This window comes from Synechococcus sp. H60.2 (assembly GCF_047462315.1).
In the GTDB taxonomy this organism is placed as follows: Bacteria; Cyanobacteriota; Cyanobacteriia; order Thermostichales; family Thermostichaceae; genus Thermostichus.
Genome location: NZ_JANSIZ010000059.1, coordinates 1 through 16,154, shown reverse-complemented (window position 1 = coordinate 16,154; position 16,154 = coordinate 1). Strand labels below are relative to the sequence as shown.

Annotated in this window: 15 protein-coding genes; 7 read left to right on the top strand and 8 right to left on the bottom strand. The window is 61.5% G+C overall.

The features are described 5' to 3' along the window. Window positions 1–251: 251 nt before the first annotated feature. Window positions 252–914 (bottom strand): DUF3386 domain-containing protein, encoded by a 663-nt coding sequence (locus NW845_RS09780; protein ID WP_414378342.1) that lies wholly within the window; start codon window positions 912–914, stop codon window positions 252–254. 313 nt (window positions 915–1,227) lie between these two features. Between NW845_RS09780 and mutL the strand changes: the two genes are divergently transcribed. Beyond that, complete coding sequence (gene mutL / locus NW845_RS09775) at window positions 1,228–2,988, top strand: DNA mismatch repair endonuclease MutL (protein WP_414378341.1); 1,761 nt, start codon at window positions 1,228–1,230, stop codon at window positions 2,986–2,988. 37 nt (window positions 2,989–3,025) lie between these two features. Then, window positions 3,026–3,883 (top strand): vitamin K epoxide reductase family protein, encoded by an 858-nt coding sequence (locus NW845_RS09770; RefSeq protein ID WP_414378340.1) that lies wholly within the window; start codon window positions 3,026–3,028, stop codon window positions 3,881–3,883. On the opposite strand, the gene NW845_RS09765 is transcribed toward NW845_RS09770, so the two are convergent. The 4 genes from NW845_RS09765 to NW845_RS09750 all read right to left on the bottom strand — a co-directional run bounded on the left by NW845_RS09765 (window position 3,853) and on the right by NW845_RS09750 (window position 8,440). After that, on the bottom strand, window positions 3,853–4,971 hold the full coding sequence (locus tag NW845_RS09765) for a diguanylate cyclase (protein ID WP_414378339.1): 1,119 nt from the start codon (window positions 4,969–4,971) through the stop codon (window positions 3,853–3,855). The genes NW845_RS09770 and NW845_RS09765 overlap by 31 nt on opposite strands. A gap of 49 nt (window positions 4,972–5,020) precedes the next feature. Continuing rightward, on the bottom strand, window positions 5,021–5,908 hold the full coding sequence (gene btpA, locus NW845_RS09760) for a photosystem I biogenesis protein BtpA (protein ID WP_414364019.1): 888 nt from the start codon (window positions 5,906–5,908) through the stop codon (window positions 5,021–5,023). A 12-nt stretch (window positions 5,909–5,920) separates the two neighbouring features. Then, the gene (locus NW845_RS09755; RefSeq protein ID WP_414378338.1) at window positions 5,921–7,051 is read right to left on the bottom strand and encodes a quinone-dependent dihydroorotate dehydrogenase; all 1,131 of its coding nucleotides are present in this window, start codon (window positions 7,049–7,051) and stop codon (window positions 5,921–5,923) included. Window positions 7,052–7,186: 135 nt separating this feature from the next. Beyond that, window positions 7,187–8,440 (bottom strand): ABC transporter substrate-binding protein, encoded by a 1,254-nt coding sequence (locus tag NW845_RS09750; RefSeq protein WP_414364021.1) that lies wholly within the window; start codon window positions 8,438–8,440, stop codon window positions 7,187–7,189. 231 nt (window positions 8,441–8,671) lie between these two features. Here NW845_RS09750 and NW845_RS09745 point away from each other — a divergent pair, with 231 nt between their 5' ends. Beyond that, complete coding sequence (locus NW845_RS09745; protein ID WP_414378337.1) at window positions 8,672–9,490, top strand: ABC transporter ATP-binding protein; 819 nt, start codon at window positions 8,672–8,674, stop codon at window positions 9,488–9,490. Beyond that, entirely contained in the window at window positions 9,487–10,194 is a 708-nt protein-coding gene (locus NW845_RS09740; protein ID WP_414364023.1) for an ABC transporter ATP-binding protein, read from the top strand. The genes NW845_RS09745 and NW845_RS09740 overlap by 4 nt, the downstream gene beginning before the upstream one ends. Before the next feature lie 39 nt (window positions 10,195–10,233). Here the strand turns inward: NW845_RS09740 and recN are convergent, their stop codons facing one another. Next, window positions 10,234–11,925 carry a DNA repair protein RecN gene (gene recN, locus NW845_RS09735; RefSeq protein ID WP_414378335.1) on the bottom strand — a complete coding sequence of 564 codons (1,692 nt, stop codon included), beginning with the start codon at window positions 11,923–11,925 and terminating at the stop codon, window positions 10,234–10,236. Window positions 11,926–11,997: 72 nt separating this feature from the next. After that, window positions 11,998–12,312 carry a hypothetical protein gene (locus tag NW845_RS09730; protein WP_414364025.1) on the bottom strand — a complete coding sequence of 105 codons (315 nt, stop codon included), beginning with the start codon at window positions 12,310–12,312 and terminating at the stop codon, window positions 11,998–12,000. A gap of 112 nt (window positions 12,313–12,424) precedes the next feature. Here NW845_RS09730 and NW845_RS09725 point away from each other — a divergent pair, with 112 nt between their 5' ends. Continuing rightward, a complete protein-coding gene (locus tag NW845_RS09725; RefSeq protein ID WP_414378345.1) occupies window positions 12,425–13,051 on the top strand; it encodes a pseudouridine synthase in 627 nt (208 codons plus the stop codon). Here the strand turns inward: NW845_RS09725 and hisB are convergent. Then, a complete protein-coding gene (gene hisB, locus NW845_RS09720; protein WP_414378334.1) occupies window positions 13,034–13,654 on the bottom strand; it encodes an imidazoleglycerol-phosphate dehydratase HisB in 621 nt (206 codons plus the stop codon). The two genes, NW845_RS09725 and hisB, sit on opposite strands and share 18 nt — an antisense overlap. A gap of 276 nt (window positions 13,655–13,930) precedes the next feature. Between hisB and NW845_RS09715 the strand changes: the two genes are divergently transcribed. Both NW845_RS09715 and NW845_RS09710 read left to right on the top strand, forming a co-directional pair. Beyond that, complete coding sequence (locus NW845_RS09715; protein WP_414378333.1) at window positions 13,931–15,340, top strand: RecQ family ATP-dependent DNA helicase; 1,410 nt, start codon at window positions 13,931–13,933, stop codon at window positions 15,338–15,340. An 89-nt stretch (window positions 15,341–15,429) separates the two neighbouring features. Continuing rightward, the coding region (locus NW845_RS09710) for a glycoside hydrolase family 3 N-terminal domain-containing protein (RefSeq protein ID WP_414378344.1) at window positions 15,430–16,154 on the top strand (725 nt) is incomplete at its 3' end.

Sequence of the window (16,154 nt, the reverse complement as noted above, 5' to 3'; positions counted from 1 at the left end):
GAATGCGCACAACTTCCCGCTGGACTTGGCGGCGGTGGAAGTGGCGCCGGCCATCCGTGGCTAATCCACTCCTGACCTAGCTGACTAGACTGCTTTTCACCCCCTGGTCTTCACGAGGGGGTTTTCTCCCTGCTTGAGGGCCGGGGCTTGGCTCTTTCCCACACAGATGGGCATACTGGGGAAAGCCCACCTGGCCTTGGGGGTTGATGCTGGACGGTTTGCTGCTTTAAAGAGAAAACTTATTTTCCCAGCTATTCGAAAAATCGAATATTTGAGAAGAGGAAAAGCTGAGGCGATGCACTTTTTTTGCCATCCTGCTCTTCCCAAATTCTTCTCTCAACTGGAATCCAATACCGACCTATTTTTTGATAACGATCTTCATAGATCATCTTTGCTTGAGTTTTTTCTTCGGTTCCTGGGCTACCATACTCAGCAGTGTAGTGAGTGGGTAGGTAGCCCTCACCTGTATCGTAAAACTCTTGAACTGAGACTGTAATTGTCCGATTGGCAAGATGGCGATGCACCCTTTGAATGTGCTTGTCCTGAACCCAGTACCTATCGGTAGAAGATAAGCCCGAAACAAGAACTTCAGTGATGTCTGAATTTTGTGGCTCTCCATAGACAAAGGTGTGGCCACCGTGTTCTTCGTCGAAGGAATGACGAACGCGATGCACCATGATTTCCCACATCTGTTCCCTTATTTTCTGGCGGATCTCCTCGTCCTCGACGCCGGCAATATCAATCTTCATGTTGCGGTCAATACTCACAACTCCTGAGAAGGAGAGGCTGCTGTCACCTTCTTTGGGAAAGTAGGCTATCTCAGCTTGGTAGCCAGGAAAGTCCTTATCCCAGGTGTAGCGATTCTCAAAGGCCTCTCTAAACAGCTCTTTGGCCGGAGCTTGCTGTGCTGCCATAATCTCCCCCTTAATGAGAAATTTTATTATTTAAATCCTAGTAGAGGCTGATGACTGGGGTTGGGATTTTAAGGCTTCCTTTAACTGTCCACCCACTCAGCTCTCTTTTTCTCGGAGCTCTTGGCGGTTGCCAACGGGTAGGGGGGCAGAGCAGCAATCCTTCACTTTGCCTGAGAGGGCCCTTGAAGTTAATGAAAATTATTAGCAAGGCGCTGTCCACCGGCAACAGAGAGAGAGCTAAGCTAAAGCTCGACGCTGTTGGCCTTTCGGCGACAGGCTGGCAGGAAGAGGGTCTGCTTTCTCAACTCACTCCATGTCCAAAATCCAGCCCCTGAACCCAGAGCGGATCGCCCAGATGGCCGCGGGAGAGGTGATTGACTCGCTGGAGGCGGCCCTACGGGAGTTGCTGGAAAATGCCCTCGATGCTCAGGCCACCCGCATTCAGGTAGAGATTTGGCCCAGTCGCTGGCAGGTGCGGGTGGCCGATAATGGGCAAGGGATCCCAGGTTCGGAGTTGGAGCAGGTGGCTCGCCGCCACACCACCAGCAAGTTAGATGGGCGTAGCCTGGGGTTTCGGGGCGAAGCCCTGCACAGCCTGGCCCGCTTGGGATCCCTGACGATTCAGACCCGCCATGCTGACGATGCCCACGGCTGGCTGGCCGCCTACGACCGCCAAGGGGAGCTGACCCACAGGCAACCAGCAGCCATGGCTTTGGGAACGGTGGTCACGGTGGCGGATTTGTTTGCCGATTGGCCCTTGCGCCGCCGCTCCCTGCCCCAGACTCGCCCGCTCTTGACACTGGTGCAGAATGCAGCCTTGGCCCATCCTTGGGTGAGTTGGCAGGTGCGCCAGGAGGGGCAACTGTTGCTCAGCCTGTGGCCGGGCCAGTCTTTGCAAGATCTGCTGCTACAAGTGTTACCGCAGGTGGATCCCTCGGATCTGCGCTACCGACGGATCCGAGAGGGGGACAGCGATTGGGAAATGGTGCTGGGCTTGCCGGATCGCCGGCATCGCCCCCGCCCCGATTGGATCCGCGTGGCCGTCAACGGGCGCTTTGTGCAGATGCCGGAGTGGCAACGGCTAATCCAGTCAGTCTTTCAGCACGCCTTGCCTCGCCACCGCTACCCGCTGGTGGTGGTGCACCTGCGCTTGCCGCCAGAGCAGGTGGACTGGAATCGCCATCCTGCCAAGAGCGAGCTCTATCTCCAGGATCCGGAGATCCGACAGGAGCAATTGCGCCAGCACTTGCATGCTCTTCTCCAATCGGGATCTGGCCAAGCCAGCCGCCGCTCGGTGCATCTCATCCGGGCCAGCGAGGCCAAGTCGGTTTATGAGGCCAGCCGGCAGCCCCATCTTCCTTTCAACCCAGCTCCTGCTGCTCCCGCTTGCTCGGCTCCCTCCCTGCCCCCTCTTAGGGCCCTGGCCCAACTGCACCGAATCTACATCCTGGCGGAGCACCCTCAGGGGCTATGGCTGGTGGAACAGCACCTGGCCCACGAGCGGGTGCGCTACGAGTACATCCAACGCCATTGGCAGCCAGTAGAACTGGAGACGCCTGTAATGCTGCAGGGACTATCCCCCCAAGCCGTGGAGCAGTTGGAGCAATTAGGGCTGGAGCCGGAACCCTTTGGCCCCAACACCTATCTGGTGCGCCGCCTGCCTCTGGCCCTGTGGTCGGAAGATCCCAAGGAGATTCAGGGATCCCTCCTGGAGCTGAGCCGCTGTGCTGACCTCGAATCAGCTCAAGTGGCGGTGGCCTGTCGTGGCGCCCTGCGCAATGGGATCCCCCTTACCCTGGAGCAGATGCAACAGTTACTGGAGGCCTGGCAGCGCACCGCCAATCCCCACACTTGTCCCCATGGCCGGCCAGTGTATCTGGCTCTGGCCGAAAAAGATCTGGCCCGCTACTTTCGTCGCCGCTGGGGGATCTGCGACCGGCCTATTTCCAACTCCAAGATGGGATCTATTTGGGAGCTGGAGCCACTGGGGGATAGGTTTGCTGCCCAAGTGCGGCGCTCAGCCGGCTCTTCTGCCTCGGATCCCACGGACGAGGCCAACGCTGCCCCACTATAATCGGGGGTGTCCATCTGCTGGAACGCTCTAGAACCCCATGGCCTTCTACCTCAAACTCAGAACCCAAGAAGAGACCTGGCTGCAGCGCCATGCTCGTCCCATCTTGGCAACCTTGGCCAGCTTGGGATCCCTGTTGACGGCCTACCTCACCTACACCAAGCTGACCGATCAGCCTGCCGCTTTCTGCACGGGGGATGGGGGGTGCGACCTGGTGCTCTCCAGCCGTTGGGCAGAGTTTTTGGGGATCCCGACGGCAACAGTTGGCCTGCTGGGGTTTTTGGGGGTCTTGGCGCTGGCGGTGCTGCCGGATGGGATCCCGCTGGTGAAGCGGTGGCGCTGGCCGGCCCTGTTTGGTCTGGTTTCCGCCATGACCGCCTTTGAAATGTACATGCTCTACCTGATGGTGGGGGTGCTGCGGCAATTTTGTCTGTATTGCACCACCGCCATAGTCTTGGTGGCCGGCCTGTGGGCGGTAACCCTGCTGGGCCACCGCTGGCTGGATTGGGGCAAGCTGGCCTTTAGCTACATTTTCGTGAGCTTTCTCACCTTGGTGACCACCATTGGGGTGTATGCCAACCAAGTTCCTCCCCCCAGCCCCCTGGCGGCAGGGTTGGCGGCCCACCTGCGGCAGATCGGCGGCACCATGTACGGGGCCTACTGGTGCCCCCATTGTCAGGAGCAGAAAGAGCTGTTTGGGTCGGCCTTTGCCCAAGTGCCTTACGTGGAGTGCTCCCCCAACGGTCCCGGTACGCCCCAAGCCCAGGCATGCACAGAAGCAGGGATCACCAGCTATCCCACCTGGATCATCAACGGCCGCACCTACGTGGGGCTGCGCTCGCTGGAAGCCTTGGCGGCAGCTTCCGGCTACCCTCTCGAGCCCGGCGGAGGACAGTAGTTCTCCAGTAGCGATGGCAGGAAGAGGCGTACACAGTTTCGCCCGGCTTGCTTGGCCTGGTAGAGGGCCTCGTCCGCTCGCTGGAGAGCAGTTTCTGGATCTAAGGGGGCATCTTCGCTGATAACGATCCCGCCAATGCTAATGGTGACAGGCAGGCTGCGTTTGGGCGAAACGTCAATTGGCCGGCTGGCGATGGCCCGGCGCAGAGACTCGGCGTAGCGGTGGCAGTGGGCGGGGTTGAGCCCAGGGGTGACGCAGACAAATTCTTCGCCGCCGTAGCGGTAGAGCAGGCTGGAGGGACGCAGTTGATTGTGCAGCCGCCCAACAAGGGCCTGCAACACGCAGTCGCCGATGAAGTGGCCGTAGGTGTCGTTGACCTGCTTGAAGTAATCCACATCCATCATCAGCAGGCAGAGATAGCGATAGCGGGCTTGCCCACGGGGCCCCACCTGCTTGAGTAAATGGGGCAACGCCTGGTCGAGAGCGCGGCGGTTCAAGGCTCCAGTCAAGGGATCCGTCAAAGACAGAGACTCCAACAGCTCGTTGCGGGCCCGCAGTTGCCGGTTGGCCTGGGCCAGAGCTCGGGTGAGCCGCTGCAGGCGCAGTCCCGCCCGTACCCGGGCCCGCAGCTCCTCAGCCTCGACCGGCTTAACGATAAACTCGTCCGCCCCTGCATCCAGCCCCTGCACCCGATCCTCAACTTCGGAGCGGGCGGTGAGCAAAAGGAAGTAGACAAACTGGCCGGCAGCGGAGTGCTTCAGACGGCGACAGAGCTCTACTCCAGACAAACCCGGCATGACCCAGTCGCAGATGATCAAATCCGGCCATTCGCTTTCATCCAGGGTCTGCAGGTGCTCCCAGGCCAACTGGCCGCTTTCCCAGCTTTCCACCCGGTAGTTGGAGCTTTTGAGGACTTCGCCGATGTAACGACCGTTCACCGGGTCATCGTCGATGACCCAAATGCAGGGAACCTGAGCCGGCACGTGGCTCCACGAAACTTCCTCCAAGGGCAAGGGCTCCGTCCCACCAACGGGAGCGGAAACCAAGCTGGGGGAAGGCTGCCAGCCTTCGAGTTCAGCCGACAACATGAGGAGAAACCCTGATACGACGAAGTAATGCCAATTCTATCCCTGAGGTCTAGCTGCAGCTAGAGCTGGGAGTGGCCAGGCAAGCCGGATTGGCGGGCTGTTCGCCCAGGCCAAGGTGCAATGCTTCCACAAACTGCCGCACCCGGATGGGGTCGATGAGGGGAAAGGGATCCGCACAGCCCACCGGCATGCCGGCGGAACGGGCCGGCCGTTTCAGAGAACTGGCCACAATCACGCCATCCGCGTGGCGGATGAGGGTGCCGATGTTTTCGGCGGTGGCCCCTGAGCCAATCAACAGAGGTACCTGAGGGGCAACTTGGCGGGCCAGCTTCAAATCTTCCAGAAGAGGCGGTTTTCCGGTGGCCCAGCCGGAGAGAACAATGGCATCGGCTAGGCCGCGCTCCACCGTGTCGGCGATAGCCGCCTCCAGGCTAATGGGACTTAGGGGCTGAGCGTGCTTCACCAGCACATCGGCAAAGATCTTGATGTCGGCCCCCAGCTCGCGGCGGTAGCGCAGCAGGCGGTGGGCATTTCCCTCAATGATGCCCTGGTCGGTCACCATCGCCCCGCAGAGGACATTGACCCGGATAAACTGGGCCCCCACACAGGCGGCAATGGCTAGGGCGCTGTAGCCATCGTTGCGCAGGACGTTGATCCCGATGGGCAGGGAGACCAGCATTTTCAGTCGCTGGACAACTGCGGTCATGGCGCTCACCACCGCCGCATCCACCTGCTCCTTGGCAAAGGGCGCATCGTAAAAGTTCTCGACGAGGATCCCATCTACTCCTCCTGCTGCCAAGGCCGTGGCAGCCTGCTCCGCCTGAGCGATCACCCACTCCAGGTCGCCGCCCCAACGGGGGGAGGTGGGCAGCGGCAACAGATGAACCACCCCAATAACTGGATGGGGGGTTTTGAACAGGTGTTGCAGCAGGTTCACCGGCAAGTTCCCTCAGGGATCCATAACAATCTTACGCCCGGATTGGATCCCTGGCGGCATTCTCTCCGAGGAGAAAGGGGCGGGATTCCTGCCAGCGGCCAGGCCGCGCAACAGGCGGGGAACTAGGCTTGGCCCTTCATAGGCCCAGCCGGTATAGACCTGGAGCAGGCTGGCCCCGGCCTCCAGTTTCTCCAGGGCGTCGGCCAGAGTGAAAATGCCCCCCACTCCAATAATCGGCAATTGCCCCTGGGTGGCTTGGTGAATGTAGCGGATCACCTGGGTGGAGCGCTGTCGCAGGGGGGCGCCGCTGATGCCGCCGGCTGCCGTAGCGAGGGGCCCCAGGCCGGGCAGGAAGCGGGTTTTCAGGTTGTCGCGGCGCAGGGTAGTGTTGGTGGCTACAATCCCCGCCAGTCCGTAGGCTTGGGCCAGCTCCAGGATGGCGTCAATTGCTGGCCAATCCAAGTCAGGGGCAATCTTCACCAAAAGGGGCTTCTGTCCGCGATTTTCCCCCTGCAACGTCGCTAGGATGGGCGCCAACTGCTCGGCAGCCTGCAGGGATCGCAATCCCGCCGTGTTGGGGGAGCTGACGTTGACCACAAAATAGTCTCCCAGCTCCCGCAACAGACGAAAGCTGGCCAGGTAGTCGGCAGCCGCCGCCTCCAGGGGGGTGGCCTTCCCTTTGCCCAGGTTGATGCCAATGGGAATGAGACGTTGGGGCAGCCGGCGCAGCCGTTCGGCCAGAGCTGCCGCCCCCTGGTTGTTGAAGCCCATGTGGTTGAGAGCAGCCCGATCCTGGGGCAACTGGAACAGGCGCGGCTTGGGGTTGCCCGGCTGGGGCTGAGGAGTGACGGTGCCCACCTCCACAAAGCCAAAGCCCAAGCTGGGCCAGACGGCCAAAGCGTGACCATCCTTGTCAAAGCCCGCCGCCAGGCCGATGGGATTGGGGAAGGTGAGGCCCCAGAGCCGTACTTCTAGCCGGGGATCCCGATAGCAGAACAGGCGCTCCAAAAGAGCCAGGATCCCGGTAGCCTGGGTGGCGTCCAGCCACTCCAGGGCGCGCAAGAGCCCCACCTTGACCGCTTCCGGGTCAGCCCTCAGGCCCGAAAAAAGCAAGGGCCGCAGCACATCTCGGTACAGGTTCACAGCAAAGACTTGCTCCCCTCCTGTTGATCTTCCCCAAAAAACAGGGGCCTGCAAAAGTCTTCTCTGCAGACCCCCGCTTTTGAGCTTAGGCGGGAACTGGCCCGGCCAAGCCGAGCACCACCGGCCTAAAGACTCTTAGCCTTCCGGCTCAAACACCTGCAAATCCACGATCTTTCCTTCTTTAAAAGTCCAGTGGGCAAAGGTTCCAGCCACGTCTCCCTTCTCGTCGAAGTTCAGCGAGCCGGAAGCACCGGTGTAGTCAATGTCCTCCCCTTTCTTGAGTAGCTCCACCGCCTTGGCCCACTCTCCTGGCAGGATCTCGGTGCCGGGGGGATTGGCCACTTGCCGCAGAGCATCGCGGATGGCGGTGCCATCGGTGCTGCCGGCCTTTTGAATGGCCAGAGCCAAGAGGAAGGCGGCGTCGTAGGCGGTGTCAATGTAAGGCGTGGGGGGCAGCTCCCCGTAGGTAGTTTTGTAGGCTTCGGCAAAGCTCTGGTAAGCCTTGCTATCGGTGAGGGCCTGGGGCGAAGTGCCGATGGATCCCTCAAGCTTGTCTGCCCCCACCTGGGTGGCCAGATCGGGAGAGCGCATGCCGTCTGTGAAGACAAAGCGGTCAAATAGCCCCCCTTCCAAAGCCTGCCGCAGGATAACCGCACCATTTTCTGGATAGCCAATAACCACTAGGGCCTGGGGATCCCCTTCCTTGAGCTGATCCAGCTCGCCGCGGTAGGAGGCTTTGCCGGGCTCGTAGGGGACGGCCTTGGTGATCTTGCCTCCCTGCTTCTCAAAGGCTGCCTTGAAGCTGTCGGCCAGCCCTTGGCCGTAGTCGTTGTTGATGTAGATAACCGCCAGGCGATCCAGCTTCTCTTCGCGGGTAATTTGCGCCAGGGCTACCCCTTGGAAAGCATCGGAAGGAACGGTGCGGAACAGAAAGTCATTGTCGTCCAAGGTGGTGATGCTGGGAGCAGTAGAAGCGGGCGAAATCTGCGGAATCTTGCTGGGAACTGTTACTGTTGTGGCCACTGGGATGGTAACGCCACTGCCCAAAGCACCAATAATGGCGGCCACCTTCTCCACATTCACGAGCCGCTGGGCAGCATCGATAGCCGGCTGGGCTGAGGTTTGGTCATCCGCCTCCACCACTTGGATTTGGGATCCGAGGACGCCGCCAGCAGCGTTGATCTGATCCAGGGCCAGCTTGATGCCCTTGAGGCAGTTTTCCCCATAGGCTTGCAGGTCGCCTGTCAAAGACAGCAGCGCTCCAATTTTGATCGGGGTTTGGGCTGCTTGCTGAGCTGTGCTCGGCAGCAGGGTGGTGGCCAGCGCCGCTGCCGTCAGAGCTGCCGCCGTTGCGAAGGCCCGCCGGGTCAGTTTGTGCACAGAGGACATAACCAAGAACCTCCAATGAGGGAATAAAACTGCGATTCCCAAAAGTTGATGGTACAGAAGCAGACGTTGGCTTACCTCGGAGAGTTCCCTCCTAGAGTCAGCCCAACCCCCAAGGAGTAGCTTTTTGGCAAACCTATTCCCGAGTTTGGTTAAATAGGGCTCGTTATCCTACGATAAAAGTTCATACAATGGCGGATCCATTGGGTAATCGAGTTTTCCCAGAGCAGCAGCGTGATTGTTATCGACAACATCTCCAAACAGTTTGGCGGCGTCAATGCCCTGGATCGCTGTTCCTTCCGCATCGAAGCTGGCCGGATCACGGGCTTGATCGGCCCCAACGGGGCGGGGAAAACAACTCTTTTTAACATCATTGCCGGGTTTATTCGACCCAGCAGCGGCCGCATTTGGCTGGATGGGGAAGATGTCACCGGCCTGCCTCCCCACCGCTTGTTCCACCGCGGGCTGGTGCGCACCTTCCAGATCCCGCGGGAGTTTGGCCGCATGACCGTTCTAGAAAACTTGATGGTCGTCCCTCCTGAGCAGGCGGGGGAGAACCTGTTCAACACCTGGTTCCGCTGGCGGCGCGTGCAACGGCAAGAGCGCCAGCTTCAGGCTCGGGCTGAAGAAGTTTTGGAACGGCTCAACCTCATCCACCTACGCGATCAACTGGCGGTCAACCTTTCCGGCGGACAAAAGAAGCTGTTGGAACTGGGACGTACTCTAATGGCGAACGCGCGGGTCATCCTCTTGGACGAGCCAGGGGCTGGTGTCAACCGCACGCTGCTGGCGGACTTGATGCGCTTTATCGAGTACCTCAACCGTGAGCGCGGCTGCACCTTCTGCATCATCGAACACGACCTGGATCTGGTGACTCGCCTTTGCCACCATGTGGTGGTCATGGCGGGGGGGAGGGTGCTGACGCAGGGATCCATGCAGGAAATCAAGCAAAACCCAGCCGTGCGTGAGGCCTATCTCGGATCCATTGCCCTGGCGGATGCTCTCAGCTCCGGGCCGGCCTCCACCGTCTCGCCGGAGGGATCCCCCCCATGACCCCTTTGCTAGAGATTCAAGATCTCTACAGCGGCTACCGCGGCGTGGACATCCTCAAAGGGATCCGCCTCAAGGTCAATCCGGGCCAAATTGTGGTCATCATCGGCCCCAACGGCGCGGGCAAATCCACGGTGCTCAAGTCCCTCTTTGGGCTGGCCACCATCCACTCTGGCCGGGTGCTGTTCCAAGGCTCTGACATCACCCATCTCCCTGCCGAGCAACTGGTGCGGCGGGGGATTGGCTTTGTGCCCCAAACCAACAATGTCTTTCCCTCCCTCACGGTGGAGGAAAACCTGGAGATGGGGGCCTTTATCCGGCGCGATAACTACACTGCTCAACTGGAGCGGGTTTATGAGCTGTTTCCGCCCCTAAAAGAGAAGCGAAAGCAAGCGGCGGGATCCCTCTCCGGTGGGCAGCGGCAGATGCTGGCCATGGGGCGGGCGTTGATGACAGAGCCCCGGCTGTTGTTACTGGACGAGCCCACTGCTGGCCTGTCGCCCCTGTACGTTGAGCAGACCTTTGCTCTCCTGCAGGAGATCAACCGCCTTGGCGTCAGTATCCTGATGGTGGAGCAAAATGCCAAGCAGGCTCTGGCTATAGCGGACTGGGGCTACGTCTTGTCCATGGGAGAAAACCGCTTTGAGGATACTGGCCCCAACCTGTTGCGCAATCCCCAAGTGCTGGAGCTGTTTTTGGGAGGTTGAGGCCCTCACCCCCAGCCCCTCTTTCGAGGGGGAGGGGAGCTAGGCGGAGCTGGCCAGTTGGACTGCCTGCCTGAGAAGGGCTTCCACAAAGCCCATTGCCTCCTGGGCAGAGTGGCCAGCGGCCAGTTGGGCCAATTCTTCCCGGCGCTCCCTCTCTCCCAGGGGATCCACCCGCACGCAGGTCCGCCCTTCTTGCACCACTTTGTAAACCCGCAGGTGGTGATCGGCTAGGGCAGCAATCAGGGGTTGGTGGGTAACGCAGAGAACTTGGTGGTTCCGGGCAAGCTGGTGCAATTTGGCGGCGATGGCCTGCGCCACCTTGCCGGATACGCCAACGTCGATCTCGTCAAAAACCAGGGTAGCCACCGGATCGACGCGGCTGAACACCGCCTTTAAGGCCAGTAGAAAACGGCTCATCTCGCCGCCGGAGGCAATCTCCGCCAGGGGTTGCAGGGGCTCGCCGGGGTTGGGGCTAAACCAAAAGCTCACCTGATCCACCCCTTCGGCGGTGGGGGATCCTGGCTGGATTTGCACCTGGAATTGCACGCCGCTCATCCCCAGGGGCCTGAGCTCCTCAATGAGGGCCTTTTCCAGTTTCCGGGCCGCCTGCTGCCGCAGGTGGGAAAGCGCCTGGCAGTGGCGCTCCAGCTCCTGGGCTGCCTGGTCCAGCCGCGCCTCTAGTTCCTCCAAGTCGGTGTTCTCGTGCCGCAGTTGGGCCAACTCTGCCTGCACCCGCTGCGCGTGGGCCATCACCTCGGCCAGGGTGGGGCCGTATTTGCGGCAGGCCTGGCGCAGTTGGGCAAGGCGCCGTTCAACTTTGTTTAGCCGACTGGGATCTGCTTCCAGGGTCTCGCCGTAGCGCAGCAGCTCCCGTCCGGCCTCCTCCACCTGAACGAGGGCGCTGCTAACCAGTTCGAGGAGGGGAGTTAGGTCGGGATCCCGTTGAGCCATGCTCTGCAGCAACCGCTCGGCTTGGGCCAACAAGTCAGCAATAGCTGGCGAGCCGCTGTCGTTTTGGTAGAGCAGTTGGTGGACGGCATAGCTCTGCTGCTGCAGTTCCACGCAGTGGGCTAGGCGCTCCCGCTCCCGCTCCAATTTGGTCAGTTCGCCGGGATCCTCTAGGCGCAGGGCAGCCAGTTCTTGGGCTTGCAGCTCCAGGAGATCTAGCCGCTGCAGCCGCAGTTGTTGGTTTTGTTGGCGGGATGCTATCTCTGCTTTGAGCTGGCTCCAGGTTTGGTAGCAAGCTGCCACCTCTAGGCGCAGGCGCAACAGCTCTTCGCCGCCAAAGGCATCCAGCCAGCGGCGCTGAGTTTGGGGCAACTGGAGCTGGATTGTCTGACCCTGGGCGGTGATCTCCACCAGGTGGGAGCGCAGGCTGAGCATCTGAGCCTTGTTCACCAGCACCCCGTTGACTCGCAGGCGGCTGCTGAGCTTGCCGTTGCGCACCACCAGCTCGCGGCTGCAGACCAGGCCTTCTTCCAAAGGCTCAATTTGCTCCTGCTCTAGCCAGGCCTCCAGGGCGGCCGTGGGCTGGAAAATGGCTTCCACTAGGCCCCGCTCGCTGCCGCTGCGCAGAGCGCGAGCTGGCCCCCCTAGCGCGGCATCGAGAGCCTCGAGAATGATAGATTTGCCCGCCCCTGTTTCTCCCGTGAGCACGTTCAGCCCTGCCCGAAAGGGGATCTCCAAGTGCTCGATGAGGGCGAAGTTCTCGATCCGCAACAGGCGCAACATCGGGATCCCGTTGGCCGTCCTGTCTCAGGTTAGCCCACCTGCCGACTTAGGCGGAACGGGGGAAGAGCAGCTTCAAGGGGTGGCCTCCGGCGTCTCCTCTGTTCTAGCGGCGGTATCGGCAAGCGGCTCGGAGGTGGCGGCTGGGGCATTGGGTGTATTAGGCGCTACCTCTGCCTCCTGGAGAGAGGCGGAGGGTTCGAGCTCGGCTTTTGGCTCTGTGGCGGTGGGCTCGGGGGCAGCGGCAGCGGCTTGGGCAGCCTCTTCTTGCTTTTGCCGCTCGTAGCGGCGCCGTTTGATCCCCTCATCCACCCACACGTACACCAGACTGAGAAGGGAGAGCCCTGCCGTTCCAATTAAAACCCAGAGTAGATTGTTGTCTATCGTCATGAGGTGAGATCCGTCAAACTCTTCCGCCAGGGGGAAACGCTGCCCTCAAGGCTTGATCTTACCGTTGAAGCTGCTCTGCCCAACCTTAAAAGACGGGATCCACCCTTTTGCCATGCGCTACCTCAAGTTTTACAAACCCTACGGCGTGCTCACCCAATTTACCGACCGGCAGGGGCGGCCAACCCTCAAGTCTTTCATCCCGGTGCCCAGGGTCTATCCGGTGGGGCGGTTGGATCGAGATAGCGAAGGTCTGCTTCTGCTAACCGACGATGGTCGCCTCAACGCCCGCCTCATCGATCCCAAGTTTGGCCACGAGCGCACCTACTGGGTGCAGGTGGAAGGGATCCCCACGCCGCAGGCTCTGCAACAGTTGGAAAAAGGGGTGATCATCCAGGGGCGGAAAACCCGCCCTGCCCAGGTGAGGGTTCTCACCGAAGAGCCACCCTTGCCACCGCGGGATCCGCCCATTCGCTTTCGCCGCTCCATCCCCACCACCTGGCTGGAGCTGACGCTGCGGGAAGGTCGCAATCGCCAGGTGCGCCGCATGACCGCCGCTGTCGGCATCCCAACTCTGCGATTGGTGCGAGTGCGGCTGGGCCCTCTCTCGCTGGAGGGACTGGCTCCCGGCCAGTGGCAGGATCTCAGTGAGGCGGAGTTGGCCCGCCTGCGGCAGTGTTGTTTTGGCCAGCCACGCCGTCCCCAGCTCAGGCAGGAGTTAAGTTTACAGCACTCCTTTTGAGCTGGGGATCTCATCCTGTCGGCGCGGATCCCGCTCTACGGCCATGCGCAGAGCGCGGGCAAAGGCTTTGAAACTGGCTTCAACAAGGTGGTGGGCATTGAGGCCGGCTGCCTGGCGGATGTGCAGGGTCAGCTGGGCGTGGTTGACCAATGCCTGGTAAAACTCTCGCACCAACTGGGTTTCGTAGCGGCCAATGCGCTCCACAGTTAGCTCCAGGCCGTAGCTGAGGTGGGGGCGTCCGGAAAAATCCAGTACCACCTGCACCAAGGCCTCATCCAAAGGCGCCCAGAAGTGGCCAAAACGGTAAATGCCGCGCCGATCCTGCAGCGCCTGGGCTAGGGCTTGTCCCAACGTGATGCCCACATCTTCGTTGGTGTGGTGATCGTCGATGTGCAGATCCCCCACCGCTTTGATCTGGAGATCAATTAGCCCATGGGTGCTGAGCTGGGCCAGCATGTGGTCCAAAAAGGGGATCCCCGTGTCGATCTCGTGCTGCCCCTTGCCATCGAGGTTGAGGCGAACCTGCACGTCCGTCTCTGCTGTGCGACGGTGAACAAAAGCCACTCTGGGCTGGAGCGAGCACGTGGAATCTAGGGCAGTCATGGGAACCAAAGCAGCAGGAACACCCCACCTCTAGCATCGCACAAGCCTGCTGCCCTATGGCTACTGCAACCCCACCTTGCCAGCCTGAGCAGGCATCATCGCTTCCCCGCTAGCCCCGATCCCAGCCGTCCAGCCTAGGGAGTGGATCTGGCAGGGGGTTTCCCTCACCCCTGCCCCCTCTTCCTTTGGGAGGATCTGAAGTGGCCTGGAACTTCCCTCGAGGAAGTCGCTGTAGATTGCTGTAGGTAGAGAGATCGCGGCAAAGGGGATTGCCGTTTGCAGGATTGGCAGCAGGTTTACTCTGCCCTCAAGCGGTACTGGGGCTACGAGGCGCTGCGGCCGCCCCAGGATCGGGTAATCCGCGCCTTACTGGAGAAGCGGGATGCCCTCGTGGTGCTGCCGACGGGCTTTGGCAAGTCCTTGTGTTTTCAACTGCCGGCTTTGCTGCAGACAGGCCTGACCTTGGTGGTCTCACCCCTGATTGCCCTGATGGAGGACCAAGTTCAGGATCTCTGGAGGCGCCGTCTGCCGGCGGCCTGTCTGCACAGCGAGCTGGAGCCGGCTCTGCGCAAGCGGGTGTTGCGGGCGTTGGCGGAGAATCGGCTGCGTCTACTCTATCTAGGGCCGGAAACCCTCTTTAGCCCCCCGGTCTGGGAGCGGCTGCAACAGGTGCCTATCAACGGCCTCATGGTGGACGAGGCGCACACCTTGGTGCACTGGGGAGGATCCTTCCGGCCCGACTACCGCCGCCTGGGGTTGGTGCGTCCTGCCTTGGGCCAGCCTGCCTTTCCCATCGCTGCCTTTACTGCCACTGCCGATCCCGAAACCCTCAACCGCCTGCGCCACCTCCTAGGGCTACAGCAGCCGGAGTGCATCCGCGCCGATCCCCTGCGGGCCAATATCTCCCTCCATGTGGAGGTGGCCTGGAGCCCAGCGGATCGCCGTCGCCGCCTGCTGCGCTTCCTGGCCGAAAACCCCGGCTCGGGCCTGGTGTATGTGCGCACCCGCCGGGATGGGGAGGAGCTGGCCGAGTGGCTGGGCCGACAAAACCAGAAAACCGCCACCTACCACGGCGGGCTGGAAGCGGGATCCCGCCGCCAGTTGGAACGGGCTTGGCTAGAGGGCGAGCTGCGCTTTTTGGTCTGTACCAACGCCTTTGGCATGGGCATCAACAAGCCGGACGTGCGTTGGGTGCTGCACTTTCACCCACCCCCCAACTTGATGGACTATCTGCAGGAGGTGGGGCGGGGCGGGCGGGATGGTGGCCCTTGCCGGGCCCTCATGCTTGTCTCGGAGCCGACGGGCCTGCTGGATCCCACCGATCGCCAGCGCCAAGCCTATTTCTATTCCCAGCAGGAGCGCCTGCTGGCCCAAGCACGGCGTTTGCTCCAAACTCTGCCCTCCCAGGGATCCTATGCCGACTTGCCCCCAGGGGAGACGCGGGTGGCCCTGGGCCTGTTACAGGAAATGGGCTGTCTGCACTGGCCAGATCCCTTTCACTTCCAGGTGCTGCACCGCCGCTGGCAACCGCCACGGCGGGAGGATCCCTGGCGGGGGATGGAGGACTTCATCCACAGCCGCGGCTGTCGCTGGCAGGCAATTTTGCAACATTTTGGCTACCCTGAGAACCAGTCCGGCCTGCCCTGCGGCACCTGCGACCGCTGCCGGGCTTCCCAAAGGCGTTGAGGGTTTCGGCAGCCGGCAGAGGGGTTAGGATCTTTGCGCTTGCCCGGCGTTTTCGCAAAGGATAGGATCCCCTCGCTTTCCCCTTGCTGATGGTGTCCATGAGTGGTTCGGGATCCCCGGTCGCTGCCCTTGAGCAGCCCTTGTCCTTAGCACGGCAGGTGGCCCAACTGCTGGTGGTGCCGGTTTCGGCCCGCCTGGGATCCCAGTCTCCTCCCCGAGAGGTCCTCAAGCGACTGATCCAAGAGGTGGGGATCGGGGGCCTCTGGATTACTGAGGGCCATGTGGCAGAGGCCCTGCTGCTGATCGAGGAGGCGCAGTCTTGGGCTGCCCTGCCCCTTTTGGTGGCAGCCGAGGCCAGTCGCGGCCTGGCGCTGGCGGGGGCTACTTCTTTCCCCCACCCCCTGGGCCTAAGCCGCCTGGGATCCGAAGCCGAGCGCTGGGCAGAACAGTGGGGAAGGATCACGGCGCGGGAGGCGGCGGCCATCGGCATTAACTGGCTGCTTGGCCCGGTGGCTGAGCCCCTGGGGCAAGGCCCAGCAGAGCTGGCGCTGGCGGAGGAGCCGCACCTGGCGTTGCAACTGGCGCGGGCCTTTGTGCGCGGATGTGAGCAAGCCGTCCCCGGCGGGATCCTGACCACTGCCAGATCCTTCCCCGGCCAAGGCTGGGCCGAGGTAGGGCAGGCCCGCCCGCTGCTATCGCTAGAGCCAACTGCTGCCCCCTGCTGTCCTCGCCTGCGCCTTACCTTGGGCGAACTGCAAGCAGGACCCTGGCTGCCCTTCCGCGGCTTGGTGGAGCAGGTGGGGGCCATCTCGGC

Coding starts and splice junctions, on each gene's coding strand:
- NW845_RS09780 (WP_414378342.1), bottom strand. CDS start 914: ATGGCAGCACAGCAAGCTCCGGCCAAAGAGCTGTTTAGAGAGGCCTTT.
- mutL (WP_414378341.1), top strand. CDS start 1,228: ATGTCCAAAATCCAGCCCCTGAACCCAGAGCGGATCGCCCAGATGGCC.
- NW845_RS09770 (WP_414378340.1), top strand. CDS start 3,026: ATGGCCTTCTACCTCAAACTCAGAACCCAAGAAGAGACCTGGCTGCAG.
- NW845_RS09765 (WP_414378339.1), bottom strand. CDS start 4,971: ATGTTGTCGGCTGAACTCGAAGGCTGGCAGCCTTCCCCCAGCTTGGTT.
- NW845_RS09750 (WP_414364021.1), bottom strand. CDS start 8,440: ATGTCCTCTGTGCACAAACTGACCCGGCGGGCCTTCGCAACGGCGGCA.
- NW845_RS09740 (WP_414364023.1), top strand. CDS start 9,487: ATGACCCCTTTGCTAGAGATTCAAGATCTCTACAGCGGCTACCGCGGC.
- recN (WP_414378335.1), bottom strand. CDS start 11,925: ATGTTGCGCCTGTTGCGGATCGAGAACTTCGCCCTCATCGAGCACTTG.
- NW845_RS09730 (WP_414364025.1), bottom strand. CDS start 12,312: ATGACGATAGACAACAATCTACTCTGGGTTTTAATTGGAACGGCAGGG.
- NW845_RS09725 (WP_414378345.1), top strand. CDS start 12,425: ATGCGCTACCTCAAGTTTTACAAACCCTACGGCGTGCTCACCCAATTT.
- hisB (WP_414378334.1), bottom strand. CDS start 13,654: ATGACTGCCCTAGATTCCACGTGCTCGCTCCAGCCCAGAGTGGCTTTT.